This is a genomic window from Variovorax sp. GW821-FHT10D07, assembly GCF_059415325.1.
The window spans coordinates 337,226-360,284 of record NZ_JBWKMZ010000001.1 but is presented as its reverse complement, the minus strand read 5'-3'; the positions used below and the strand labels follow the sequence as shown (position 1 = coordinate 360,284).

Annotated in this window: 24 protein-coding genes and 1 pseudogene; 12 read left to right on the top strand and 13 right to left on the bottom strand. The window is 69.3% G+C overall.

The features are described 5' to 3' along the window. Positions 1-19: 19 nt before the first annotated feature. The 5 genes from AC07PU_RS01665 to AC07PU_RS01645 form a co-directional block, all read right to left on the bottom strand. Entirely contained in the window at positions 20-283 is a 264-nt protein-coding gene (locus tag AC07PU_RS01665; protein WP_495314693.1) for a DUF8617 domain-containing protein, read from the bottom strand. A 123-nt stretch (positions 284-406) separates the two neighbouring features. Next, positions 407-1,165: a sulfite exporter TauE/SafE family protein gene (locus AC07PU_RS01660; protein ID WP_296785985.1), complete on the bottom strand. Its 759-nt coding sequence runs from the start codon at positions 1,163-1,165 to the stop codon at positions 407-409. Then, the gene (locus tag AC07PU_RS01655) at positions 1,162-2,412 is read right to left on the bottom strand and encodes an MFS transporter (protein ID WP_495314690.1); all 1,251 of its coding nucleotides are present in this window, start codon (positions 2,410-2,412) and stop codon (positions 1,162-1,164) included. Before AC07PU_RS01655 ends, AC07PU_RS01660 begins: the two co-directional genes overlap by 4 nt. A 78-nt stretch (positions 2,413-2,490) precedes the next feature. Next, positions 2,491-3,369, bottom strand: a complete 879-nt coding sequence (locus AC07PU_RS01650) for a polysaccharide deacetylase family protein (RefSeq protein WP_495314688.1) — start codon at positions 3,367-3,369, stop codon at positions 2,491-2,493. Positions 3,370-3,394: 25 nt separating this feature from the next. After that, on the bottom strand, positions 3,395-4,099 hold the full coding sequence (locus tag AC07PU_RS01645) for a fumarylacetoacetate hydrolase family protein (RefSeq protein ID WP_495314686.1): 705 nt from the start codon (positions 4,097-4,099) through the stop codon (positions 3,395-3,397). A 126-nt stretch (positions 4,100-4,225) separates the two neighbouring features. Here AC07PU_RS01645 and AC07PU_RS01640 point away from each other — a divergent pair, with 126 nt between their 5' ends. The 5 genes from AC07PU_RS01640 to AC07PU_RS01620 are packed head-to-tail and all read left to right on the top strand — an operon-like array spanning position 4,226 to position 8,603. Continuing rightward, the gene (locus tag AC07PU_RS01640) at positions 4,226-5,212 is read left to right on the top strand and encodes an AraC family transcriptional regulator (protein ID WP_495314684.1); all 987 of its coding nucleotides are present in this window, start codon (positions 4,226-4,228) and stop codon (positions 5,210-5,212) included. Positions 5,213-5,225: 13 nt separating this feature from the next. Then, a complete protein-coding gene (locus tag AC07PU_RS01635; RefSeq protein WP_495314682.1) occupies positions 5,226-6,446 on the top strand; it encodes a helix-turn-helix domain-containing protein in 1,221 nt (406 codons plus the stop codon). A gap of 48 nt (positions 6,447-6,494) precedes the next feature. Then, on the top strand, positions 6,495-7,157 hold the full coding sequence (locus tag AC07PU_RS01630; protein WP_431514410.1) for a Vgb family protein: 663 nt from the start codon (positions 6,495-6,497) through the stop codon (positions 7,155-7,157). Positions 7,158-7,186: 29 nt separating this feature from the next. After that, positions 7,187-7,957: a DUF899 domain-containing protein gene (locus tag AC07PU_RS01625; protein WP_495314680.1), complete on the top strand. Its 771-nt coding sequence runs from the start codon at positions 7,187-7,189 to the stop codon at positions 7,955-7,957. Positions 7,958-7,979: 22 nt separating this feature from the next. Continuing rightward, entirely contained in the window at positions 7,980-8,603 is a 624-nt protein-coding gene (locus AC07PU_RS01620; RefSeq protein ID WP_495314678.1) for a hypothetical protein, read from the top strand. Between the two features lie 55 nt (positions 8,604-8,658). On the opposite strand, the gene AC07PU_RS01615 is transcribed toward AC07PU_RS01620, so the two are convergent. Beyond that, a complete protein-coding gene (locus tag AC07PU_RS01615; RefSeq protein ID WP_495314675.1) occupies positions 8,659-9,888 on the bottom strand; it encodes a Rieske 2Fe-2S domain-containing protein in 1,230 nt (409 codons plus the stop codon). Between the two features lie 156 nt (positions 9,889-10,044). Next, positions 10,045-10,557, bottom strand: a complete 513-nt coding sequence (locus AC07PU_RS01610; protein ID WP_495314673.1) for a MarR family winged helix-turn-helix transcriptional regulator — start codon at positions 10,555-10,557, stop codon at positions 10,045-10,047. Between the two features lie 222 nt (positions 10,558-10,779). On the opposite strand from AC07PU_RS01610, the gene AC07PU_RS01605 reads away from it, so the two are divergent. The 6 genes from AC07PU_RS01605 (at position 10,780) to AC07PU_RS01580 (ending at position 16,801) form a co-directional block, all read left to right on the top strand. Then, complete coding sequence (locus tag AC07PU_RS01605; RefSeq protein WP_495314671.1) at positions 10,780-11,748, top strand: Bug family tripartite tricarboxylate transporter substrate binding protein; 969 nt, start codon at positions 10,780-10,782, stop codon at positions 11,746-11,748. A gap of 99 nt (positions 11,749-11,847) precedes the next feature. Continuing rightward, positions 11,848-12,417, top strand: coding sequence for a MarR family transcriptional regulator (locus AC07PU_RS01600; protein ID WP_296786019.1), 570 nt, complete (start codon positions 11,848-11,850; stop codon positions 12,415-12,417). 33 nt (positions 12,418-12,450) lie between these two features. Then, the gene (locus tag AC07PU_RS01595; RefSeq protein WP_495314669.1) at positions 12,451-13,734 is read left to right on the top strand and encodes a Rieske 2Fe-2S domain-containing protein; all 1,284 of its coding nucleotides are present in this window, start codon (positions 12,451-12,453) and stop codon (positions 13,732-13,734) included. 82 nt (positions 13,735-13,816) lie between these two features. Next, positions 13,817-14,842: a Bug family tripartite tricarboxylate transporter substrate binding protein gene (locus AC07PU_RS01590; RefSeq protein WP_208513396.1), complete on the top strand. Its 1,026-nt coding sequence runs from the start codon at positions 13,817-13,819 to the stop codon at positions 14,840-14,842. Positions 14,843-14,887: 45 nt separating this feature from the next. Continuing rightward, entirely contained in the window at positions 14,888-15,856 is a 969-nt protein-coding gene (locus AC07PU_RS01585; RefSeq protein ID WP_495314666.1) for a PDR/VanB family oxidoreductase, read from the top strand. Between the two features lie 117 nt (positions 15,857-15,973). Then, entirely contained in the window at positions 15,974-16,801 is an 828-nt protein-coding gene (locus AC07PU_RS01580; RefSeq protein ID WP_495314664.1) for an AadA family aminoglycoside 3''-O-nucleotidyltransferase, read from the top strand. Here the strand turns inward: AC07PU_RS01580 and AC07PU_RS01575 are convergent. Together AC07PU_RS01575 and AC07PU_RS01570 are read right to left on the bottom strand one after the other, a co-directional pair. Further along, positions 16,801-16,998: pseudogene (locus tag AC07PU_RS01575) on the bottom strand (addiction module antidote protein); the annotation flags it as partial. The gene AC07PU_RS01580 and the pseudogene AC07PU_RS01575 sit on opposite strands and share 1 nt — an antisense overlap. Positions 16,999-17,094: 96 nt before the next feature. Beyond that, positions 17,095-18,066, bottom strand: a complete 972-nt coding sequence (locus tag AC07PU_RS01570) for a LysR family transcriptional regulator (RefSeq protein WP_495314662.1) — start codon at positions 18,064-18,066, stop codon at positions 17,095-17,097. Positions 18,067-18,179: 113 nt separating this feature from the next. Here AC07PU_RS01570 and AC07PU_RS01565 point away from each other — a divergent pair, with 113 nt between their 5' ends. Further along, positions 18,180-19,598: an aldehyde dehydrogenase family protein gene (locus AC07PU_RS01565; RefSeq protein ID WP_495314660.1), complete on the top strand. Its 1,419-nt coding sequence runs from the start codon at positions 18,180-18,182 to the stop codon at positions 19,596-19,598. A gap of 15 nt (positions 19,599-19,613) precedes the next feature. On the opposite strand, the gene AC07PU_RS01560 is transcribed toward AC07PU_RS01565, so the two are convergent. The 4 genes from AC07PU_RS01560 to AC07PU_RS01545 are packed head-to-tail and all read right to left on the bottom strand — an operon-like array spanning position 19,614 to position 22,929. Continuing rightward, positions 19,614-20,330 carry an ABC transporter ATP-binding protein gene (locus tag AC07PU_RS01560; protein WP_395346693.1) on the bottom strand — a complete coding sequence of 239 codons (717 nt, stop codon included), beginning with the start codon at positions 20,328-20,330 and terminating at the stop codon, positions 19,614-19,616. Between the two features lie 3 nt (positions 20,331-20,333). After that, entirely contained in the window at positions 20,334-21,092 is a 759-nt protein-coding gene (locus tag AC07PU_RS01555) for an ABC transporter ATP-binding protein (protein WP_057594135.1), read from the bottom strand. Then, entirely contained in the window at positions 21,089-22,027 is a 939-nt protein-coding gene (locus AC07PU_RS01550) for a branched-chain amino acid ABC transporter permease (RefSeq protein ID WP_296786050.1), read from the bottom strand. The genes AC07PU_RS01555 and AC07PU_RS01550 overlap by 4 nt, the downstream gene beginning before the upstream one ends. Next, a complete protein-coding gene (locus tag AC07PU_RS01545; protein WP_256222704.1) occupies positions 22,024-22,929 on the bottom strand; it encodes a branched-chain amino acid ABC transporter permease in 906 nt (301 codons plus the stop codon). The genes AC07PU_RS01550 and AC07PU_RS01545 overlap by 4 nt, the downstream gene beginning before the upstream one ends. Positions 22,930-23,059 lie beyond the last annotated feature (130 nt).

The window sequence follows — 23,059 nt, the reverse complement described above, 5'->3', positions numbered from 1 at the left end:
GTGGAACCCCTAAATCCAATTACTCTCGGTCATGCTCTCGAACATAAGTCACATAAGCCCCTCGATTGTTTTTTACATGAAATCTTCCGCAATCGGGGCATTCACACATGATCCTCCCCTTTCTATCAATGCTCTCAAAAAAGACTTCCTCATCTGAGATTTCCTTGCTCTCGATTTTTCTTCCTATCTCCTCGAGAGCAAGTTGCGGAAGAATCAAAAATTCCGCCTCACCCCATCCTGCAAGATGAATTACACAGCCACACTCGCACTTCAAATTAGCCATTACTTCGCCTTTGGTCGACTAGCAGCCATTATTGAACTATCAGAAGTCATTGTGAGATCAGAGGACTAGGGTAGATGTCTACCTCTTTCTGAGCGAGCCTTCCGAATCGTTACGGCTTGCACGTCAGCGCGCATTGAGAAAGAACGCCCCCGTCATCGCAAGCCCCGTCAACACCACGAACCCACGCACCAGCTCCGGCCGCAGCCGCCGCGCGGCCGTGCCGCCCGCATAGCCGCCGGCCGTGGCGCCGAGCGCCATCCACAGCGCGTGGGTCCAGACGATCGCGCCGCTGGCCGCGTAGATCGCGACCGCCATCAGCGTGAGGATGGCCGAGACGAAGTTCTTGATGCCGTTCATGCGGCCCATGTCCGCATGCCCGAGCGCGCCGAGCACCGCGAGCAGCAGGATGCCGAGGCCACCGTTGAAGTAGCCGCCGTAGATCGCGACCGCCACGATGCCCAGGTCGGCGAGCCAGGCGCGCCCCGGCGTGGCGGCCGCGGTCCGGCGGCGCACCAGCGCGGGCCCGATCGCGAACAGCAAGGTCGCGGCCAGCAGCAGCCAGGGCACGATGCGGCCGAAGGCCTGGTTCGAGGTCGACAGCAGCAGCGCCGCACCGGCCGCGCCACCGAGCACCGAGAGCACGCCCAGCCGAAGCAGCGAGGGCGACATCGGCCCCGCGAGCTCGCGGCGCAGCGCCCAGGCCCCGGCCAGGTAGCCCGGCAGCAGCGCGGCGGTGCCGGTGGCATTGGCCGACACCAGCGGCACGCCGACCAGCGCCAGTGCCGGCAGGGTCAGGAAGCTGCCGCCGCCCGCCACGGCGTTGAGCGCGCCGGCCAGCGCCGCGGCGCCACCGAGCAGCGCCCATTCGAAGGCCGTGGTCACGGCTTGCGCGCCGGCAGCGACATGCGGTCGGTGCGCAGCAGCGCCGTCAGCACCACGCCCACGGCCGCCAGCAGCGTGATCTGCAGCAGCCCCGCCGAGCCCCAGCCCAGGCGCGCGGCGATGGCGCCGATGATGTAGCCCGCGAAAGCGCCGGCGCCGTAGAGCATGGTGACGAACACGCCAGTGGCGCGGTTGGTGAGCGCGGCGCGCACCGCCTTGATGTGGTAGCCGGCCAGGTTCACGTAGAGCACGCCGCTGACCACCAGGCCCCAGGCGAAGGACAGCGCGGACTGCACCCACATGCCGGTGGGGCCCGAGAACAGCAGGAAGCCCAGCAGCCCGGTGCCGACGAAGCTCAGCGACAGCACCAGCTTGGGATGGAAGCGGTCGCCGAGCCAGCCGCCGAAGATGGAGGCGAACACGCCGAAGCCGAAGATGCTCATGACGCGGCCGGTGTCGGCCGGCGTGTAGTGCAGGTGCTCGCGCAGGAAGGTCGGGTACATGCCGAGGTAGCCGTAGATGCACAGGCCGCCGATCACGCTCATCGCGGTCAGCAGTACGGTGTTGCGGTTCCACATGCGCTCGGCGCCGCGCTGGTCGGCGCGCGTGTCGGCCGCGGCCACGTTCTCGGTCATGCGCCGGCCCACGGTGAGCGCGATCAGCGCCATGGCCGCGAAGCCCGCCACGCCGAACACCACCAGCGGCAGCCGCCAGTCGCGCTCGGCGCCGATCAGGTGGCCGCCGAGCAGCGGCCCGACGATCGCGCCGATGCCGAACGAGAAGTTGATCGCGCCCACGGCCGTGGCGCGGTAGCGCGCGAAATGGCTGGCCGCGATGGCGATCACCACCGTGAGCTGCATCGCCTCGCCGATGCCGGTGGCGGCGCGGTAGGCGATCATGTCGGCGAAGCCGTGCGAGTAGGCCGTGAGCAGCGTGCCCAGCGAGAAGATGGCGATGCCGATCTGCAGCACGGTCTTGCGCGACAGCCGCGCCAGCAGGTAGCCGGTGGGCACGCCGGCCACCGCCATGCCGAGCGTGAAGATGGTCGACAGCAGGCCGGTATCGGCCAGCCCGAAGCCGAACTCGCGACGCACGTCGGCCGCGATCAGCGGAAAGATCTGCCGGTCCATCGCATTGAGCGCGTAGGACGCGAGCAGCACCAGGAACATGGCGATCTCGAGCCCGCTGATGGGCGCCTCGCGGCGCGCGTCGCCGGCCAGCGGCAGGGCCGAGGTGGTGGAATGCACGGTCTGTCTCCTTCTCGCCGGGGCGAGATTCTTTGTTCTGGGAAAGGGAGCCCCGGCGGCGCGCGCCGGGGGCGGATCTCAAGCGGCGTTGCGCGTCGCGAGATGCCAGTCGAGGATCTGCTCGCCGGTGAAGAAGCCGACGTCCTCGCGCTCGCGGATGTGCGCCAGCGCCTCGCGGAAATAGCGCAGCCGGTGCGGCGCGCCCATGATGTACGGATGCACCACCAGCGCCATCACGCGCGCCGAGTCCCTGGCGTCGGCGTACAGCTGCTCGAACTGGTCGATGGCGCGGTCGCGGTACTCGCTGGCCTTGTGGTGCTGGATCAGCATCATCGCCACGTCGTTGCATTCCTGCGTGTAGGGCACGTTGACGATGTGGCCGCCGTTGCGCGTCTTCAGCTCCACCGGCTGGTCGTCGAGCACCCAGTCGCAGACGTACTCGTAGCCCTGCTCGGCCAGGATGTCGGGCGTGTGCCAGGTCTCGGTGAGGCCGGGGCCGAGCCAGCCGCGCGGGCGCTTGCCGGTGTAGGCGCGGATCGCCTCGGTGGTCCTGGCGATGTCCTCGGTTTCGTCGGGCACCTTCTGCATGTTGCGCTGGCCGAAGCCGTGGCCGATGAACTCCCAATCGCGCGCCTTCGCCGCCCGGGCGATCGGCTCGTAGGCCCCGATGGCCGAGCCGTTGATGGCCAGCGTGGCGGGAATGCCGAGCGCGTCGATCGCCTCGAGCATGCGCCAGAAGCCGACGCGGTTGCCGTACTCGTGCCAGGCCCAGTTCGGGATGTCGGGCATGGGCGAGCCGCCGGCCGGCGGCGTCAGCACGGTGCGCGGCATGGTCTCGTCGATGTTCCATTCCTCGACGTTGACGATGACCCAGACGGCGAGCCGCTTGCCGCCGGGCAGCCGGCGGGCGGGACGGTCGGCGATGGCCGAGTAGGCGATGCGTTCGAGCGGTTTCATGCGATGTCTCCTTTGCCTTGTCCGTTCAGACGATCTCGACCTGCAGCGGCGCGAGGCCCTCGATGCGGCCCGTGAGCCGGTCGCCGCGCTGCACCGGGCCCACGCCTTCGGGCGTGCCGGTGAAGATCAGGTCGCCGGGCAGCAGGCGGTACTGCTTCGAGAGCTCGCTGACGATCTCGTGCACGTTCCAGATCATCTTCTCGAGCACCGAATCCTGCCGCACGCTGCCGTTGACCGCGAGGTTCAGCGCGCCCGAGCGGATGTGGCCGACGCGCGCCACCGGATGGATCGGGCCGCAGGGCGCCGAGTGGTCGAAGGACTTGCCCTGCTCCCACGGCAAGCCGCGCTTGTTGCACTCGCGCTGGCGGTCGCGGCGCGTCATGTCGAGGCCGGCCGCGTAGCCGAACACATGGTCGAGCGCGGTGTCGGGCGAGACGTCCGAGGCCTCGCTGCCGATCGCCACCACCAGCTCGAACTCGAACTGGAAGTCATCGGTCAGCGCCGGATAGGGCACGCGGCCGTCGGTCACCACGGCATCGGCCGGCTTCTGGAAGAAGAACGGCGGATCGCGCTCGTCGCCCTCCTTCATCTCGCGGATGTGGGCCAGGTAGTTGCGGCCCACGCAGTAGACGCGGCGCACGGGAAACTGCCGGTCGCTGCCGACGATGTCGATGGAGATGGGGGCGACCTGGAGGGCGTCGGCGGCGCCGGGCGCAGGGCTGGGGGACATTGCGTGTTGTCTCTCTGGAAGGGTTGTGAAGGAGTGGCTAGAGTCTAGGAACGAGGCCTCCCCGCCTCAACGCACAGGCTTGCGCAAAGATATGCAATCCTTGCGATTCCTCGTGCCAGGCCCGCCATGCAACCAGCGCCCTCCCTCATCGACCCGCTTCCGCCGCTCCCTGGCCCCACCCGTGCGGCACGCCCCGCCATCGGCAACTACACCATGGCCACGCGGGCGCAGCGCGCCTACTTCGGCATCCACGACCAGAGCAACATCCTGCCGAACCCGGTGCCGCACCGGCACGAGTACTTCCAGATCTACGTCAACACGCGCGGCGAGACCACGCACTACATCGGCGGCGGCCAGCGCCCGATCGGGCCGGGCACGGTGAGCTTCGTGCTGCCCTTCCTGGTCCACTACATCCCGAACGCGGCCGACGGCGTGTTCCACATCATCAACATCAGCAAGGACTACCTGCTGCCATCGCTCGACCTCGACGTGTTCGAGCTGTCGGAGGTGCCGCTGGCGCGCGCGCCCGAGCTCGCGCCGTTCCGCTTCCAGCACTGCCTGGACTTCCGCTTCGACGCGGCCGAGACCGCGCAGCTGCAGGCGCTGTGCGAGCGCATGACGCAGGAGGCGCAGCGGCCCTCGGGCGAGGACACGGCCAGCCACCTGCTGATCCGCGGCCACCTGCTGAACCTGATCGGCATGGTGTGGCGGCGCTACGGCGAGGACTTCCGCCATTGCGAGGCCCAGGGCATGGTGCTGCAGTCGTACAAGCAGGCCGTGCTGCGCTGCATCCGCTACATCACGCAGAACCTGGCGCAGGAACTGACCCTGGGCGACGCGGCGCAGGCCAGCCACGTGTCGGCCACCCACCTGGCGCACCTGCTCAAGAGCGAGACCGGCAAGACCTTCCTCGAGATCGTGACCGAGCGGCGCATCGACCGCGCCAAGACGCTGCTGGTCTTCACCTCGGCCTCGGCGGCCGAGATCGGCGAGAGCACGGGCTTCGCCGAGCCGGCCCACTTCGCGCGCCGGTTCCGGCAGGTGGTGGGCACCACGCCCTCGGCCTACCGGCGCCAGTACCAGGGCGTGGGCGCGCGGACCTGGATCGAATAGCGGCGCCGCTTCGATGGATTCCCTGATCGCCGCCGCCGCGCGCGCGCTGGCCGCGGGCGATGCGCTCGGCGCGCTCAAGCGGGTCGCGCTACGCGACGATCCGCCGGCGCTGGCGCTGCGCGGCATCGCCATGGCCCAGCTCGGCGATCACGCGCGCGCCCGCGAACTGCTGCGCCGCGCCGCGCGCGGCTTCGGCGCGCACGAGGCGCTGGCACGCGCGCGCTGCGTGGTCGCCGAGGCCGAGGTGGCGCTGGCGATGCGCGACCTCGGCGGCTCGCCGCGCGCGCTGCTGGCGGCGGCCGCCACGCTCGAGGCGCATGCCGACCCCGCCAACGCGCTGCAGGCCTGGCTGATCGCGGCACGGCGATCGCTGCTGCTCGGGCGGCTCGACGAGGCTCGCGACGCGCTGGCCCGTCTCGATGGCCAGGGCCTGCCGGCCTCGCTCGCGGCCGTGGCCGAGCTCGCCACCGCCGAACTGGCGCTGCGTTCCCTGCACACCGCGCCGGCGCGCGAAGCCCTGGCCCGTGCGCGCATCGCCGCCGAACATGCGGGCGTGCCGGCCCTGCTGGCCGAGGTGGTCGACACGCGCGCCGCGCTCGACCGGCCCGCGGCGCGGCAACGCTTTTCCGGCGGCGAACGGATGCTGCGGCTCGACGAGGTCGAGGCGCTGCTCGACTCGGGCACGCTGGTGGTCGACGCCTGCCGCCGCGCCGTGGGCGCGGGCACGACCTGGCGCGCGCTGGCACGCCGGCCGGTGCTGTTCGCGCTCGCCCTCGCGCTGGCCGAAGCCTGGCCCGGCGACGTCGATCGCGAGGCGCTGATCGCGCAGGTGTTCCGCACGCGCGACCCCGACGAGACCCACCGCGCACGCCTGCGCGTCGAGATCGGCCGGCTGCGCGCGCTGGTCAAGCCGCTGGCGCGCATCGAGGCCAGCGCGCGCGGCTTCGTGCTGCGGCCGCACGACGAGCGGCCGGTCTCGGTGCTGGCGCCGCCGATCGCCGGCGAGCAGGCCGCGCTGCTCGCGCTGCTGTCCGACGGCGCCGCCTGGTCGACCTCGGCGCTGGCACTCGCGCTCGACGCCAGCCAGCGCACCGTGCAGCGCGCGCTGGCCGAGCTCGAGGCCGAGGGCCGCGTGCGCGCCATCGGCCAGACCCGCGCGCGGCGCTGGCTGGCACCGCCGCTGGCCGGTTTCACGACGATCTTGTTACTCCCCTCCACGCTCGCGATTGCATAGAGTTGTCTCCAAGGCGCCGATGTCCGGTGCCCTCCCAAGGAGCCAACCATGACAGCCAAGACCATCCACGACAGTTCCAGGGCCCGGGCGGCCGAGATCGTGCGCGAGTACGGGCCCTTCGCGGGCGCCACCCAGGTGCACGGCGTGACCCACGACGGCCAGCGCGTCTGGGCCGCCACCGGCGAGAAGCTGGTGGCCTTCGACCCCGACAGCGGCGAGACCACGAAGGCGCTGGACCGCACCTGCGATGCCGGCACGGCCTTCGACGGCACCCACCTCTACCAGATCGCCGAGGCCCGCATCGACAAGATCGATCCCGCCACCGGCCAGGTGCTGGCCTCGATCCCCGCGCCCGGCCAGGGCAGCGACTCGGGCCTCACCTGGGCCGAGGGCAGCCTGTGGGTGGGCCAGTACCGCGACCGCAAGATCCACGAGATCGATCCCGCGACCGGTGCCGTGCGCCGCACCATCGAGTGCAACCGCTTCGTCACCGGCGTGACCTGGGTCGACGGCGAACTGTGGCACGGCACCTGGGAGGCCGAGGAGAGCGACATCCGCCGCATCGACCCGCGCAGCGGCGAGGTGCTCGAGCGGCTCGAGATGCCACGCGGCACCGGCGTCAGCGGGCTCGAGTCCGATGGTGCGGGCCTCTTCTATTGCGGCGGCGGCCCTAGCGGCAAGGTCCGCGCGGTGCGCCGGCCCGCGCACTGATCCACCGAACCTCACGCAAGGAGCATCCGATGAATGCAACGACCACCGAAGCAGGCACGGCGCAGCACGCCGTCGTCTCCAGGACGCAATGGACCGAGGCGCGCCGCGCCCTGCTGGAACGCGAGAAGGAACTCACGCGGCTGGGCGACCAGATCGCGCGCGAACGCCGCGCCCTGCCCTGGGTGCGCGTCGAGAAGGACTACGTCTTCGACACGCCCGACGGCCCGCGCGCGCTGGCCGACCTGTTCGAGGGCCGCAGCCAACTGCTGGTGCAGCACTTCATGTTCGCGCCGGGCTGGGAACAGGGCTGCCCGAGCTGCTCGTACATGGCCGACCACAACGACGGCGCCGCCCCGCACCTGGCCGCGCGCGACGTCACGCTGCTCGTGGTCTCGCGCAATGCGCTGCCCGAGATCGAGCGCTTTCGCGAACGCATGGGCTGGCGGTTCAAGTGGGTCTCGTCGGCGCGCAACGGCTTCAACCACGACTTTCACGTCAGCTTCACGCCCGAGGAATTCGCGAGCGGCTCGGTCTACTACAACTTCGCCATGCAGCCCTTTCCGCAGGCCGAGGCGCCGGGCATCAGCGTGTTCTACAAGGACGCGTCGGGCCAGGTGTTCCACACCTACTCGCGCTATGGCCGCGGCGTGGAAGTGATGATGGGCGCCTATCCGCTGATCGACCTCGTGCCCAAGGGACGCGACGAGGAAGGGCTCGAGCACACGATGGCGTGGGTGCGGCATCACGACCGCTACGAATCGCGGCCCGCGGCGCATGCGTGCTGCGGATCGCGCGGCTGAAACCCGACGCGAGGCATGTTCCATGACAGCGCTCTGGCCCTGGCTGGTTGTCGCGGGACTCGGCGCCTTCCATGGGCTGAGTCCGGCCAATGGCTGGATGTTTGCCGCGGCCTGGGGCGTGCAGGCGCGTGACGATGGCAGGGTACGGCGCGCGCTGCTGCCGATCGCCGTCGGGCATTCCGCATCGGTCGCGATCGTGGCCTTGGTCGTCGCGCAGGGGCTGTGGCTGGACCGTGCGCTGGTGCAGGTGCTGGCCGGAGCGCTGCTTCTAGGCGCGGCGGCCTACCGCTTGTTGCGCGGTGGTCGTTCCACCATCGGATGGCGCGCCGGCCATGCGGGCCTCGCGGGCTGGTCCTTCGTGATGGCGACCGCGCACGGCGCCGGGCTCATGCTGGTGCCCGCGCTCGTGCCGCTGTGCCTCGGCGGCGATCCCGCGCGGGCCATCACCGCATCGGGCTCGATGGCGCTGGCGCTCGCCGCGGTCGCGGTGCACACGGCGGCGATGCTGCTGGCCACCGGGCTGATCGCCACCGGCGTGTGCCGCGGCATCGCGCGGCATCCTCAGGTGCTCGAGGGCCGGGCGCTGCGACTAGGCTGGACCGCGGCGCTGGCGGCGGCCGGTCTGCTGTTGATTGCGACGCGCTAGCCAGCGCGAGATGCGAGGTCCTTCGGAACGGAGCCGTGGTCCGCGCCATCGGACTTCACTCGAAGTAGTTGCCCGCCCGCACGATCACTCGTTGCGACTCGGCCCCGGTGCCCTCGGGGATGGCGCCTTCCTGGATCGCGCGGATCTGCCGGGTCAGGAGCCGCCTCAGCATCACGACGCCCTTGTCGCTCGTCGCGAGGTGCTCGTCGCCGTGGGCGGGGATGCTCCCCTGGCTGGACTGCGCTTCATAGTCGTCGGGAAACTGCTTGTGCTCCTGCTCGCTCATCTCCCACCATGTCTTGCCCTCGTGCGTCGCCATCCGCGAGCGGCGTGAATAGAGCGGTTCCTCGTTCTTCGGCACCCTGGCCACGCCGAACGAGCGGTGGTGATGGCTGTCGACGGGAACCAGCCATGCCACCTCGCGGCCCTTGCCGGGCGTGAGCTCGATCGAGGGAACGATGCGCACGTTCGGCAGCAGGGTTTGCGTGATGCGCGTGAGCACGCCCGACTCGGTCTGGCGGACCGAGCGATACATCACGCCGTGGTCGCACAGTTCCCACTCGACATTCGGCATGACGGCCATCTGCTGCCTGAACTGCACGCCGCTGAAGCGGGAATGCAGGATCACGACATGGAAGGGATCCATCACGTTCTCGAAGTTCTGCAGCCAGCTGTAGGGCGCGACGGGGTTCTCGGCCGTCGTGCCGCCGCCGATGTAGAAGCTCTTGTCCTCCTGCTGCAGCTCCTCGTCCGGGCCCAGTTCCTCCAGGACGTCATAGTGCGGCAGCGGGGGCATCGCATCGAGCGGCCCCATGTAGGCGAACACCAGGCCGTAGCGCTCCTCCACCGGATACCAGGGCTGCCGGCACTTGTCGCGATGCTGCCCGCCGCCGGGCTCGCACGGCTGCTCGACGCATGCGCCGTCCACGGCGAACAGCCACCCGTGATAGCAGCAGCGGATCCCGTCGTCCTCGACCTTGCCGTAGTACAGCGAGCTGCCACGGTGCGCGCAATGCTCGTGCAGCAATCCCGCGCGCCCCTTGCCATCGCGAAAGAGGATCAGGTCCTCCCCGAGGATCCGCACCTTCGCCGGATCGCTCGTGACCTTGGTCGAGATGCCGACCGGATGCCAATAGCGGCGCATCAGCTCCCCGCACGGCGTTCCCGGTTCCACCAAGGTCAGGAAGTCGTCGGAACGCCCGGGCTGCTTGCCATAGCCACCGCCCTGCTGGCGCTTGCCGAGAAACACGATCGGTTGCTGACGAGGAGACGCGGTGTCGTTCATGGATGAGGGCTTGCGAAGTGGACGCTGGCGACATTGCCTCGACCCCGTCATCGGGATCAATTAATTGCATTATGCAAATGATTATGTTGCCTCGCAAGTCGGCTCATGCCCGCGAGAAACGATGCGCCGGGCCCGCATGGCGCGGGCGCGGACCCTTCAATCGTCTTCGCCTTGCCTCGTGGCCAGCACGCCTTGCGCGAGCGCCCCCACCTGCGCATCGATGCGTTCCAGGATGCTCTCGAGGCTGCGCACTTCCTGGCTGGTCAGCCCCGCGCGCAGGAAGAATTCGTTGGTCATCGCGCCCTGCTCGATCTCGTCGTAGGTCGAGCGGCCCTGCGGGGTCAGTTGAAGGCTGGCGCGCCGGCGGTCGGCGGGGTCCGCTTCGCGCGTGATCAGGCCCCGCTTCACCAGCAGATCGATGGAGCGCACCACCCGATAGGGATCCGAGGAGGTCTTGGCGCCCAGCTCGCCCGCCGAAAGAGGCCCATAGCGAGCGATCACGGCCAGCGAGCGCCAGGCCGGCATCGTGAGCTGGTGCTGTTCGACGTACTTGGCGGCCATCACCGCGCCGACGCGAGAGGCCACCAGGCCGAAACGGTAGGAGATCCAGTTCTCCAGGGGAAGCTTCTTCTTTGAGACCATGACTGCCAGCGCGAGCTGCTTGAGCAAGGGTTTCCGAGGATAGCGCAGCGATCCGGTCGCGCGCGGTGACCCAGGACCGCATCGCCCATCCGTCCGGGGATGCCAAACACCGATTGCAGGCTCGGTTTTTTATTTTCATAATGCAAGTATCAAGGCGCGGTTTCGGGCCGAGACGGACCGGGACCGGATGCTTGGATGGATGGCGCCTTGCCGAGCAAGAGACAGAACATTCACAGGAGACAGACCCCCATGAAATACAGAAGCCGCTCCGCGCTCTTCCTGCTGCCGCTGGCGTTCGGCCCCTGGGCAGCCCGCGCGCAGGACCCCTGGCCCACCCATCCGGTCCGGCTGATCATTCCCTTTCCGCCGGGAGGATCCACCGACTCGCAGGGCCGGCTGGTCGGCCAGCACCTCGGCGAACTCTGGAGACAGCCGGTCATCGCGGACAACAGGCCGGGGGCCGGGACCGTGCTGGCAACCAACACGGTGGCGAAGGCACAGCCCGACGGCTACACCCTCGGGATCGTGGTGTCCTCGCATGCCATCAATCCCACGCTGCGCCCGAACCTTCCCTACGACTCCCTCAAGGATCTGCTGCCCATCTCGGAGATCGGCGTGCAGCACATCATCCTCGTGGCCAATCCATCGCTGCCGGCCAACACCCTGCAGGAGGTGCTCGAACTCGCGCGCAAGGATCCCGGCAAGCTCAGCTATGCCAGTCCCGGCAGCGGCACGGCGCATCACCTCGTCATGGAGCTTCTCAAGTCCAGGACCGGCGTGAACATCGTGCATGTCCCCTACCGTGGAGGCGCTCCCGCGCAGCAGGACGTGATGGGCGGCCAGGTGCCCCTGCTGATGGACACGTACTACGCCAGCGAGGCGCTCATCAAGGCCGGCAAGCTCAAGCCGATCGCCCTGTTCAGCCCGAAGCGGCCAGCCAGCGTGCCCGACATTCCCGTGGTCGCGGAGACGGTTCCCGACGTCTCGGCCACCAGCAGCGTCGGCCTGGTCGCGCCCGCGGGCACGCCCTCCGCCGTCATCGCCAGGATCAGTTCCGACATCGCGCGATCGGTGCGAACGAAGGCCTTCGCCGACCGCCTGCTGACGATGGGCCTCGACCCCGTGGGCTCCTCGCCGCAGGAGTACGACCAGCGGATCCGCGGCGACATCCTCAAGTGGGCGCCCGTGATCAAGGCGACCGGGGCCACGGCCGACTGAGCAGCGCCAACGCGTGCATCGGGGGCCCGCCGAATTCATTGTTGACACATCAACGTTGATAGATCAACAATTAGCGTTTCGCAAGCTTCCGAACTCACCATGCCGGCCAAGAAAACGCCTTCCGCACCTCGGCGCGCCCAGCGCGCCAGCCCGCCTGCCAAGACGCAGGAGCGCAGACACGACGGCCATGACCCCGTCGTGGGACGCCCGGTGCCCGGGCTCGCCACCGACTTCATCGGCTGGCTGGTCACGAGCCTGTCCGTGCGGTTGAGCCGCAGCGCTTCGAGCTACTACATGCAGCGCTGGGACATCGGGACCACCGAATACCGGCTGCTGCTGGCGCTGGGCGTCGAGCACGAATGCAGCGCCGCGTTCGTGGCCGCCGCCGCCGATGTCGACAAGGCCGCGGCCAGCCGAAGCCTCCAGGTCCTGAGCCAGCAGGGCCTGGTCGTTCTCGCCCGGCATGGGCGGGAGATGACGATCAGCCTGACCGAAACCGGGCGCTCGCTCTCGCAGGAGCTCTACAGCACCTCGCTGCAGCGCGAGACGCGCCTGACCCACGGCATGAGCGCGGCCCAGGTCAAGCGATTGCGCGCGGACCTGCACCAGCTGATCGAGAACCTGCCGCGCATGGGCGACGACAGCCTCGACGCCGATCCCGCGGACTGACTTCCTCCATTCCAAGACAACCCCACGCGAACCATGCTCAGCAAAGAAAACAACGACCTCCTGACCCGCACCGGCCCCGACACCCCCATGGGCCAACTGATGCGCTGCTTCTGGACACCGGCCATGACCGAGGCCGAAGTGCCGGCCGCCGACGAGGCGCCGGTGCGCCTGCAACTGCTCGGCGAAGCACTCGTGGTGTTCCGCGACACCGAAGGCCGGGTCGGCGTGCTCGACCAGCACTGCCCGCACCGCGGCGCCAGCCTCTTCTTCGGACGCAACGAGGAAGGCGGCGTTCGCTGCGTCTACCACGGCTGGAAATTCGGCGTCGATGGCGAGTGCCTCGACATGCCGACCGAGGCATCCGACAGCCCCATGCGATGCAAGGTGCGCGCGCGCGCCTACCCGGCGCGCATCGCCGGCGGCGTGCTCTGGGTCTACATGGGCGATCCCGACAAGATGCCGCCGCTGCCCGACTTCGAATGGCTCGGGCTGCCTTCCTCGCACGTCTACGTCTCGCGCTGGGAACAGGATTGCAACTATGCGCAGGCCATGGAGGGAGAGCTCGACAGCGCGCACGTGGGCTTCCTGCACAGCCTCGTCGACAAGACCCATGACGACGACCGCGCGTTGACGGGGCGCTTCTTCAAGAACGACAAGGCGCCGCTGTGGAAGATCGTGCCGACGCCTTCCGGCTTCCTGGCCTGCAATGGCCGTCGCGTCGACGAGAGCCAGCGCTACTGGCGTGTGAACCAGTTCCTGCTGCCGTTCTACACGATGATTCCGCCGCACCCCGCCGAAGCCCGGCTGGTTCGCATGTGGGTGCCGATGAACGACGAGCGCTGCTGGGTGCTGTGCGCCACCTTCCGGCCGGACCGTCCGCTGGAAGAGAAGGAACTCACGGCCTGGCGCAACGGCGACTACGCGCACCGCCGGGTGATTCCCGGCACCACGCGTCCCACCGAGCGGCTGGACAACGACTACCTGATCGATCGGCAGCAGCAGAAGACCGTCTCCTTCACGGGCATCGCGGGCATCCGCGCGCAGGACGCGATGGTGTCGGAGTCGGCGGGTCCCATCGTGGACCGCACCCGCGAGCACCTGGGGAGCAGCGACCGTGCCGTGGTCGCGATGCGCCGCTCGCTCATGGAGGCAGCGCGCGGCTGCGTGGACGGCCAGCGGCCTGTCGGACCCGACCACCCGTACCTCTACGGCGTTCGCGCCACCCAGACGGTTCTGCCCGAAAGCCTCGACCCCACCGAGTCCGACGAGCTCATGGGCACCGCGCGTCCCAAGGATCTGCCAGCCGCCGCGGCCTGAGCCGGTTGCAAACAACGGCAGCACAAGAGGCGTCCACGCCCCGCTGCCCCGCCCCTACATGCCAAACACCAGGAGACCCACGATGAAATCCCCCCATGCCCGACCCGGCGCGCGAGCGCTGATCCGTTCCATTGTTCTGGCCGGCCTCTTCAGCCTCGGCCTCGCGCAGAGCCAGGCGGCCGAGACCGACTACCCCAGGCAGCCGGTGAGCATCATCGTGCCCTTCGCACCCGGCGGCAGCCTCGATGCGACGGCGCGCGTCATCGCCGAGAAACTGCGCGACCTGCTCGGCCAGCCGGTGCTGGTGGTGAACCGCCCCGGCGCCGGCAGCGCCGTGGGAGCGCGCTACGTCGCCCAGGCCAAGCCGGACGGATACACGCTGTTCATCGCCTCCGGCTCGGCCTTCGGCTTCCTGAACCTGATCGTTCCGAACTTCGAGTACCAGCTGAAGGACTATGCCCCGCTGGGTGGCGTGGCCGTCTACACCTCGCTGTTCGCGACCAACGCGTCGGTGCAGGCCAAGACCCTGCCCGAACTGGTGAAGCTGTCGCACGAAAGGCCCGGCGGCCTGAGCTTCTGCACGACGGGCGTGAGCGGGCTGAACCACCTCCAGCTCGAGATGTTCAAGGGCCTGGTCAAGACGAAGACCGGGACCGCGCTCAACGTGATCCACGTGCCCTACAACGGCGTGGCACCCGCGCTCACCGCGTTGAAGGCCGGCGAGGTGCAGGCCTGCGCGCTGCCCTACAGCACCATCGTGCGCAACTTCGAGGGCAACGGCATCCACAACATCGCCGTGCAGCGCCATGAACGGCTCAAGGCCATGCCTCAGGTCGGCACGACGGGCGAGCAGGGCTACGCGGAAATGGACGACAACGAGCAGCTCGTGACCCTGTCGGCGCCCGCGGGCACGCCGGCACCGGTGATCGCCAAGCTCGAGTCCGCGCTGCAGACCACGATGAAGGACCCCGAGATCGTGAAGAAGCTCAACGACCTCGACGTGCAGCCCACCTTCGTGGGCTCGGCCGAGGCGCGCAAGTGGCTCGAGAAGGACGTCACCAAGTTCAGCAAGGTGATCAAGGCAGCCGGCCTGGCCGTGCAGCAGTAACGAGGAAGGATGACGAGGCCGCATCCGATGCGGCTTCGAATGGACATGCAGCAAACGACCACCGACATCCCCTCGCAGGCCGACGAGCTCCTGCGGGTTCAGGTGAGCGCCATGCGCCTGGAGTCGCCCGACGTGCTCAGCATGGAGCTGAGCGGCGTCGATGGCCTGGAACTCCCCCCGGCGTCGCCGGGCGCCCACGTCGACGTGCGCCTGCGCGATGGCCTGACCCGTCCGTACTCCGTCGTGCGTGGCGACGAAGGCATCTACGTGCTGGCCGTGAAGCGCGAGCCATCCGGCCAGGGTGGATCCGCCCATGTGCACGAGCGTCTTCGTGTCGGCGACGTGATCCGGGTCTCGGCGCCGCGCAATCATTTCGCCCTGGCCGACGACACGGGTCCCGCCGTGCTGATCGCGGGAGGCATCGGCATCACGCCGCTGCTTCCGATGGCGCGTGCGCTCGAGCGCGCGGGCCGTTCCTGGCGCCTGCACTATGCCGCGCGCGGCACTGCGGCGGCCCCTTTCGTGCGCGAGCTTCGACAGCTGGGCGACCGGGTCTGCCTGCACGACAGCGAGACCGCCGGACGGCTCGACCTGGCCGCGCTGGTGGCGAAGGCGGAGCCCGGAGCGCATTTCTATTGCTGCGGTCCCGCGGGCATGCTGGATGCCTTCGCCGAGGCGACGCGGGATCTCGATCCGGCGCGCGTGCACATGGAACGCTTCGGCGCCGCCGCACCGCCCGCGGATGCGGGCAGCTTCGAAGTCCGGCTCGCGAAAAGCAATCGACGCGTGCTCGTGAAACCGGACATGAGCACCCTCGACGCATTGCTCGAGGCCGGCGTGGACGTGGATTACTCGTGCCGGCAAGGCATCTGCGGCGCCTGCGAGGTCCGCGTGCTCGAAGGCGTGCCGGACCACCGCGACGAGATCCTGACCGATGCCGAGCGGACCAGCCACAAGACGATGATGGTGTGCTGCTCGCGCGCCTGCAGCCCGGCCTTGGTCCTCGATCTCTAGGAGTCCGCGCGGCTTCGGACAGAGGAATGCCCCTGGTACGGGCAGGTGCACGATTGCACGCAGGGGTGGAGGACGCTCGAATAGGTGCTTTGCCGCTCCACCCAGCCCCCTGCCCCGATGACCGCATTGCTTCCCATCGACATCGCACCGCAACTCTCGCTCTCACGCGTCGTGCTCGAACGCCACCTGCCCGGCCGCATCGAATCTCTGCACCTGTTCGGCTCGGCCGTCGACGGCGGCCTTCAGCCCGAGAGCGACATCGACCTGCTGGTCTGCGTGACCGCGCCACTGACGACCGCGACCCGGCAGGCGCTGATGACCGACCTGCTTTCGGTGTCGGCCCCGCCCGGTACCGACGCGGCGCTGCGCCCGCTCGAGGTAACGATCGTCGTGCACGACGAGGTGCAGCCCTGGCGCTACCCACCGCGGCGCGAGCTGCAGTTCGGCGAATGGTTGCGCGACGCGTTGAAGGCCGGCATCTTCGATGCGCCCGAGGTCGACCGCGACCTCGCGATCCTGCTGACCAAGGCCAGGCAGCACAGCGTCGCGCTGATCGGGCCGGTGGCGGAGACCTTGTTCGATCCGGTGCCCGCGAGCGACTTCGCACAGGCGCTGCACGACACCATCGGCATCTGGAACGAACCCGCGGACTGGGATGGCGACGAGCGCAACGTGGTGCTCGCGCTGGCACGCATCTGGTTCAGTGCCGCGACCGGTGGCATTGCTTCGAAGGATGCGGCTGCGGCTTGGGTGATCGAACGGCTTCCTGATGAACTGCGCCCGTTGATGGCGCGGGCGAGAGAGGCTTATCTGGGGCAGGCGGCGGACGACCTGGCGTCGCGGCAGGGTGAGGTGGCGGCGTTCGTGGCGCATGCCAAGCAAGCTGTCGAGCGGGCGTTGGCATCGAAGGAGGCAGGGTTGCCCTTCGCCGACAACGTGCGCTAGAGCTGGGTCGGATCCAGCTGCGCCTGCTCGGCCACGGCCCGCACCCCGCCGAATGCCTGCGTCATCTGGCGCAGCACGATCAGCAGCTCGGCCTGGTCGTCGTCGGCCAGGATGCCATTGATGACGTCCATCGCAAGGGCCGGATCGCTGCGGTACAGCTCGGCCATTGCGTCGTCATGCGGCTTGCCTTTCGGCATCCGCTCTCCACTGCCAGTGGTTGCCATTTTTTTCCACTCCCTTCGCTTCACGCCTGCGCTGACCACCCGAAATCTACCTCGACACCTTGATCCGAATCAACGTCCGCTCGACCTTGCCGCGCCACCTGCGCGCTTTGCTTTCGCTCTCCCTGCCCCGACGCTTCGTTTCTCCTCACCCGCCCGCAGCTCATGCACCAGATCCACCAACGCCCGCAACGCCGCCGGCAGATGCCGATGCCCCGCGTAGTAAAGGCATAGCCCGGGCACAGGCACCGTCCATTCATCGAGCACGCGCACCAGCCGCCCGCTCGCGAGGTCTTCGGCCACGTACCACTCGGCCAGTTGCGCCACCCCCACCCCTTGCCGCACCGCTTCCAGCATCAGCATCGGCGCATCGAGCACCAGCGGCCCCGGCACATCCAGGCCGAAAGGCTCGCCGCCCTGCGCGAACTCCCACGGTGAGGGCACCCCACTCGGCAGGCGCGCGCGGATGCAGGCGTGTTGCATCAGGTCGGCGGGCACCTCGGGCCGGGGGCGGTTCGCGAAGTAGTCGGCCGACGCCACCACGGCCATGCGCAGGCTGCCGCCGAGCGGCACGCGCACCATGTCGCGCGGCACCAGCGGCGCGAGGCGCAGGCCGGCGTCGAAACCCTCGGCGACGATGTCGACCATGCGGCCCTCGGTGACGATGTCGACGGTCACGCCCGGATGACGGCGCAGGAACTCCGCCAAGAGGGGCCGGAACACCATCAGCGCCGCGCCCAGCGCGCTGTTGATGCGCAGGGTGCCGCCCAGCGTGGCGCGGCGCTCGCCGACGCTGTCCATCGCATCGCGGATGTTCGTGACGGCCGGGCCGATCTGCTCGACGAACTGCCGGCCGGCCTCGGTCAGCGAGACGCTGCGCGTGGTGCGATGGAACAGCCGCGCGCCGAGCCGGGCCTCGAGGCTCGACACGGCATTGCTGACGGCGGTGGTCGACATCTCGAGCTCCACCGCCGCGGCGCGAAAGCCCTGCCGCCGCGCGACGGCCAGCACCACCTCGAGTTCGATCAGGCCGCTCTTGTGCATTGTTCCGATTTTCTGGATGAGTCATCTCATTTTGATCGGATTCTCAAAACGATGGCGGATTCCTAGACTGCCTTCAACCCGCCATCCGGCGGCACCCGTCAGGAGTCAGCACCATGTGGAACATCGACAAGGCCTATATCGACGGCGCCTTCGTGACCGTGCAGGGCACCGAGGTCGTGGAGATCGCCAACCCCGCGACCGAACAGCGCATCGGTAGCGCGACGCTCGCCAACCGCGACGACGCGAAGCGCGCCATCGCAGCCGCGCAGCGCGCCCAGCCCGCGCTGGCCGCCACCGGCAAGGCCGAGCGCATCGAGATGCTCGAGCGGCTGCGCACCGCCGTGCTCGCGCGCACCGACGCGATCCGCGACGCGACCATCGAGGAGTACGGCGGCCCGCTCGCGCGCGCCCAGTGGGTCAGCAACTACGCCTCGCAATGCTTCGCCCACGCGGCGCGCACGCTCGAGGCCTTCGAGTTCACGCGCCGCGTGGGCGACTCCACGGTGACGATGGCACCGGTCGGCGTGGCCGGGCTGATCGCGCCTTGGAACAGCGTCGCCGGCTCGGTCTGCAGCAAGCTCGCCTCGGCGATCGCGGCCGGCTGCGCGTCGGTCATCAAGCCCAGCGAGCTGGGGCCGATCCAGGCCCAGGTGGTGACCGAGGCACTGCACGACGCGGGCCTGCCCGCGGGCGCGTTCAATGTGCTGCTCGGTCGCGGCGCCGACGTGGGCGACGAGATCGCCACCCATCCCGGCATCGCGAAGCTGTCGTTCACGGGCTCGACGCCCACCGGCAAGCTGATCGCGCGCGTCGCGCTCGACACCATGAAGCGCGTGAGCCTCGCGCTCACCGGCAAGTCGGCCTCGATCGTGCTCGACGACGCCGACTTTGCGAGCGCGCTGCCGCTGGCGCTGAACGCGGCCTTCATGAACAACGGCCAGGCCTGCGTCGCGGGCACGCGGCTCCTGATCCCGCGTGCGCGCATGCCGGAAGCAATCGAGCGCATCGCCGCCATCGCGACAGCGCTGCGCGTGGGCGATCCGCGTGATCCGGCCACGGCCATCGGGCCGTTGCTGAACGCGGCCCAGTTCGAACGCATCCAGCGCTTCATCCGGCGCGGCCGGGAACAGGGCGCGACGCTCGTGGCCGGCGGTGAAGGCCGGCCCGAGGGACTGTCGCGCGGCTGGTACGTCAGGCCCACGGTATTCGCCGACGTGCGCAACGACATGGACATCGCGCGCGAGGAGATCTTCGGGCCGGTGCTGTCGGTGCTGGGCTACGAAGGCGAGGACGAGGCCGTCGCGATCGCCAACGACTCGCCCTACGGACTGCAGGCCTACGTGTTCTCGTCCGATGCGCAACGCGCCGGCCGCGTCGCCTCGCGTCTCGAGGCCGGCACGGTGCTCGTCAACCGCATCGCGCCCGACCTGCTTGCGCCCTTCGGCGGCGTCAAGCAGTCGGGCCTCGGTCGGGAGTTCGGGGTGTTCGGGCTCGAAGCCTTCCTCGAGCCGAAGACGATCACCACCGCCTGACCCCGAGCGTGCCGATCAGGCGATCAAACCGGCCCGCCCAAAGTAGTGGTCCGCAATCACCGGATCGTTCGCCAGCTCGCTCGCCATGCCCTCGTGCACGATGCGCCCCTGCTCGAGCACCGCGGCGCGGTGCGCGGTCTGCAGCGCGAGGCGCGCGTTCTGCTCCACCAGCAGGATGGTCATGCCCTCGCGGTTGAGCTGCACCAGCGCGCGGAACACCTCCTTGATGATCACGGGCGCGAGCCCGAGGCTGGGCTCGTCGAGCATCAGCACGCGCGGGCGCGCCATCAGCGCACGGCCGATCGCGAGCATCTGCTGCTGGCCGCCCGACAGCGAGCCCGAGAGCTGGTGGCGCCGGTCCTTGAGCACCGGGAACAGCGCATGCACGCGCTCCAGGTCCTTCGCGTCGCTGCCGCGCACGCCGGCGGCCTGGCGGCCGAGCTCGAGGTTCTCGGCCACCGACAGGGGCGCGATCACGCGCCGGCCCTCGGGCACCTGGATGATGCCGGCGCGCGAGCGCAGGTGCGCGGGCATGCGGCCCAGCGGCTGGCCCTCGAAGCGGATCTCGCCGCCCGTGGGCACGAGGCCCGAGAGCGCGTTCACCAGGCTCGACTTGCCGGCGCCGTTGGGGCCGATCAGCGCGAAGATCTCGCCCTGCTTCACATGGAGGCTCACGCCGCGCAGCGCCTGGATGCCGCGGTAGTGGACGTCGAGGTTTCGGATCTCGAGCATGGTTCAGGCTCCCAGATAGGCTTCGACGACCTTCGGGTCGCGACCCACCGCCTCGGGCAGGCCGTCGGCGATCAGCCGGCCCGAGGCCAGCACGTACAGGTGCGAGCACAGCGACATGACGAAGCGCATGTTGTGCTCGATCAGCAGCACCGCCACGCCGCTCGCGGCCACGTTGCGGAAGATACCCGCGAGGCTCTCGGCCTCGGCGTCGTTCATGCCGGCCACCGGCTCGTCGAGCAGCAGCAGCTTCGGGCTGGTGGCCAGCGCGCGCATCATCTCGATGCGCCGCTGATGGCCGTACGAGAGACTGCCCGCGCGGTGCTCGGCCAGTGCGGCCATGCCGAAGCGTTCGAGCAGTTCCATCGCGCGCGCATCGAGTTCGCGCGCCTCGGCGCGCGCCGACGGCAGGCCCAGCAGGTTGGCCCACAGGCCGGACTTCTCATGCCGATGGAAACCCGCTACCACGTTCTCGCGCACGCTCGCATCGGGCACCAGCCGGATGTTCTGGAAGGTGCGCGCCACGCCGGCGCGCGCGAGCGCGGGCGCCTCGTCGCGCGACACGTCGCGGCCCTCGAGCAGCACCCGGCCCGCCGTCAGGTGCAGCAGCCCGGTGATCAGGTTGACCACCGTGGTCTTGCCCGCGCCGTTGGGGCCGATCAGGCCGGTGATCTGCCCGGCCGGCACCTGCAGGCTCAGGCCGTCGACGGCCGGCACGCCGCCGAAATGGCGGGCCACGCCTTCGAGAACCAGGGTCGCGGTCATGGGCGCACGCCTCCTTCGATCGATGTCTTGACGATGGGCGCCTTGGGCACCGCCGGTGCCGCGGGCGCGCGCGGCGCATGGCCCGCCTGGCGCCGCAGCCGACGGTCGTGCAGCAGCGCGATCGCGGTGTCGGCCACGCCGCGCGGCAGGTAGACGATCACCAGCATCAGCAAGATGCCCTGCACCACGTTGCGGTAGTCGGCGAACACGCGGAACAGCTCCGGCAAGGTGGTGAGGATGGCCGCGCCCACGAGCGCGCCCCACACCGAGGTGCGCCCGCCGAGCACCACCATCGCGAGCACCGCCACCAGCATGCCGAAGCCGAACTCGCCGGGCGTGATGGCGTAGCTGCTCGAGGCCTGCAGCGCGCCGCCCAGGCCCGCGAGCAGGCCCGAGAGGATGAAGGCGATGCGCTGGTGGTAGGGCACCGAGATCCCGAGCGACACGGCCACGGTCTCGTCCTCGCGGATCACGTCCATCGCGCGGCCGATGCTGTGGCGGCCCATCGCGGCCAGCAGCACCACCACCGCGACCACGATCAGCAGCAGCTCGCCGGTGCCGGCCACCTTCGGAATGCCGCTGATGCCGATCGCGCCGTTGGTCACGCTGGTCCAGTTCTGCGTGGCCGACAGCACGATCTGCACCATGGCCAGGGTGGCGACCGCCTGGAACACGCCGCGCAGCCGCGACAGCGGAAAGGCCAGCACCGCGCTCGCCACGCCGCCGAGCGCGGTGCCCGCGGCGATCGCCGCCAGCGGCGGCCAGCCGGCCTTGACCACCAGCAGCGCGCAGCCATAGGCGCCGATGGCGGCGAAGCCCGCGCTGCCGAGCGAGAACACGCCCGCGCGCAGCACCACGTACTGGCTCATCGCGAGCATCGCGTAGACCAGGATGTGGTCGAACAGCGACTGGTAGGTGTAGAAGAAGTTCATCATGCGCGTTGCACCCGCATGGCGGCGGACGATTGACCGAACAGACCGGTGGGCCGGACCAGGATGACGACGAACAGCGCGGTAAAGACGATCGCCTCCGCCACGCCCGAGGAGACGTAGGCCACCGCGAGCGTCTGCACGATGCCGATCGCGAGGCCCGCGATCAGCGCGCCCGGAATGCTGCCGAGCCCGCCGAGGATGATGATCACGAAGGCGCGCAGCAGCAGCGGCTCGCCCATCGCGAAGTGCACCGAGTTGAAGACCAGCCCGATCAGCACGCCGGCCATGCCCGCGAGCGCACCCGAGATCAGGAACACCTGCATGTTCACCGGCCCGGGGTTGATGCCCAGCAGCCGCGAGGTCTGCTCCGAATAGGCCACGCAGCGGATGCGCTGGCCGAAGCCGGTGCGGTAGAGGTACCAGACCAGGCCGAACACCATCGCCACCACCAGCGCCACGATCACCAGCTGCAGCAGCTGCACGCGCACGCCGCCGATGGTGTAGATGACCACCGGGAAGGCGTCGAAGGGAAAGCGCATCACGGCCGTGTTCGACAGCTTCTGCGCCAGCGCCAGCAGCACCAGGTCGGCGCCGATCGACGAGACGATGGCGGAGAACTCCGGCGCACCGCGGCGGCGCAGCGGCCGGAACGCGAACAGGTCGAGCGCCACCGACACCAGCCCGCCCGCGAGCATGCCGATCAGCAGGGCGACGTAGATCGGCGCGTCGAGCACCGTGACCGCGTACAGGCCCGCGAACGCGCCCCACATGAACACCGAGCCGTGGGCCATGTTCATGATGTGGTTGACCCCGAACAGAAGGGTAAACCCGAGCGCGAACAGCGCGTAGACGCTGCCCACGACCACGCCATTGAGTAGTTGTTGCATCAGCATGGCGGCGATCATCGGAATGCGGCCCTTGGTTGTATGTCCCCTTGCGACGGTACGGGTGCGCCCGGGGCCGCCGTCCCCCGCATGGGGACAGACGCGCGCGACGGGCCTGCGGACACTGGGCGAAGCACTGTGCCGACCCTGG

Bases quoted from the DNA above. Each gene is read 5' to 3' on its own strand.
- AC07PU_RS01645 (WP_495314686.1), bottom strand. From the start codon at position 4,099: ATGTCCCCCAGCCCTGCGCCCGGCGCCGCCGACGCCCTCCAGGTCGCC.
- AC07PU_RS01585 (WP_495314666.1), top strand. From the start codon at position 14,888: ATGCAGCAAACGACCACCGACATCCCCTCGCAGGCCGACGAGCTCCTG.
- AC07PU_RS01625 (WP_495314680.1), top strand. From the start codon at position 7,187: ATGAATGCAACGACCACCGAAGCAGGCACGGCGCAGCACGCCGTCGTC.
- AC07PU_RS01640 (WP_495314684.1), top strand. From the start codon at position 4,226: ATGCAACCAGCGCCCTCCCTCATCGACCCGCTTCCGCCGCTCCCTGGC.
- AC07PU_RS01570 (WP_495314662.1), bottom strand. From the start codon at position 18,066: ATGCACAAGAGCGGCCTGATCGAACTCGAGGTGGTGCTGGCCGTCGCG.
- AC07PU_RS01545 (WP_256222704.1), bottom strand. From the start codon at position 22,929: ATGATCGCCGCCATGCTGATGCAACAACTACTCAATGGCGTGGTCGTG.
- AC07PU_RS01565 (WP_495314660.1), top strand. From the start codon at position 18,180: ATGTGGAACATCGACAAGGCCTATATCGACGGCGCCTTCGTGACCGTG.
- AC07PU_RS01595 (WP_495314669.1), top strand. From the start codon at position 12,451: ATGCTCAGCAAAGAAAACAACGACCTCCTGACCCGCACCGGCCCCGAC.
- AC07PU_RS01615 (WP_495314675.1), bottom strand. From the start codon at position 9,888: ATGAACGACACCGCGTCTCCTCGTCAGCAACCGATCGTGTTTCTCGGC.
- AC07PU_RS01555 (WP_057594135.1), bottom strand. From the start codon at position 21,092: ATGACCGCGACCCTGGTTCTCGAAGGCGTGGCCCGCCATTTCGGCGGC.
- AC07PU_RS01590 (WP_208513396.1), top strand. From the start codon at position 13,817: ATGAAATCCCCCCATGCCCGACCCGGCGCGCGAGCGCTGATCCGTTCC.
- AC07PU_RS01635 (WP_495314682.1), top strand. From the start codon at position 5,226: ATGGATTCCCTGATCGCCGCCGCCGCGCGCGCGCTGGCCGCGGGCGAT.
- AC07PU_RS01630 (WP_431514410.1), top strand. From the start codon at position 6,495: ATGACAGCCAAGACCATCCACGACAGTTCCAGGGCCCGGGCGGCCGAG.
- AC07PU_RS01605 (WP_495314671.1), top strand. From the start codon at position 10,780: ATGAAATACAGAAGCCGCTCCGCGCTCTTCCTGCTGCCGCTGGCGTTC.
- AC07PU_RS01600 (WP_296786019.1), top strand. From the start codon at position 11,848: ATGCCGGCCAAGAAAACGCCTTCCGCACCTCGGCGCGCCCAGCGCGCC.
- AC07PU_RS01580 (WP_495314664.1), top strand. From the start codon at position 15,974: ATGACCGCATTGCTTCCCATCGACATCGCACCGCAACTCTCGCTCTCA.
- AC07PU_RS01620 (WP_495314678.1), top strand. From the start codon at position 7,980: ATGACAGCGCTCTGGCCCTGGCTGGTTGTCGCGGGACTCGGCGCCTTC.
- AC07PU_RS01560 (WP_395346693.1), bottom strand. From the start codon at position 20,330: ATGCTCGAGATCCGAAACCTCGACGTCCACTACCGCGGCATCCAGGCG.
- AC07PU_RS01665 (WP_495314693.1), bottom strand. From the start codon at position 283: ATGGCTAATTTGAAGTGCGAGTGTGGCTGTGTAATTCATCTTGCAGGA.
- AC07PU_RS01650 (WP_495314688.1), bottom strand. From the start codon at position 3,369: ATGAAACCGCTCGAACGCATCGCCTACTCGGCCATCGCCGACCGTCCC.
- AC07PU_RS01550 (WP_296786050.1), bottom strand. From the start codon at position 22,027: ATGATGAACTTCTTCTACACCTACCAGTCGCTGTTCGACCACATCCTG.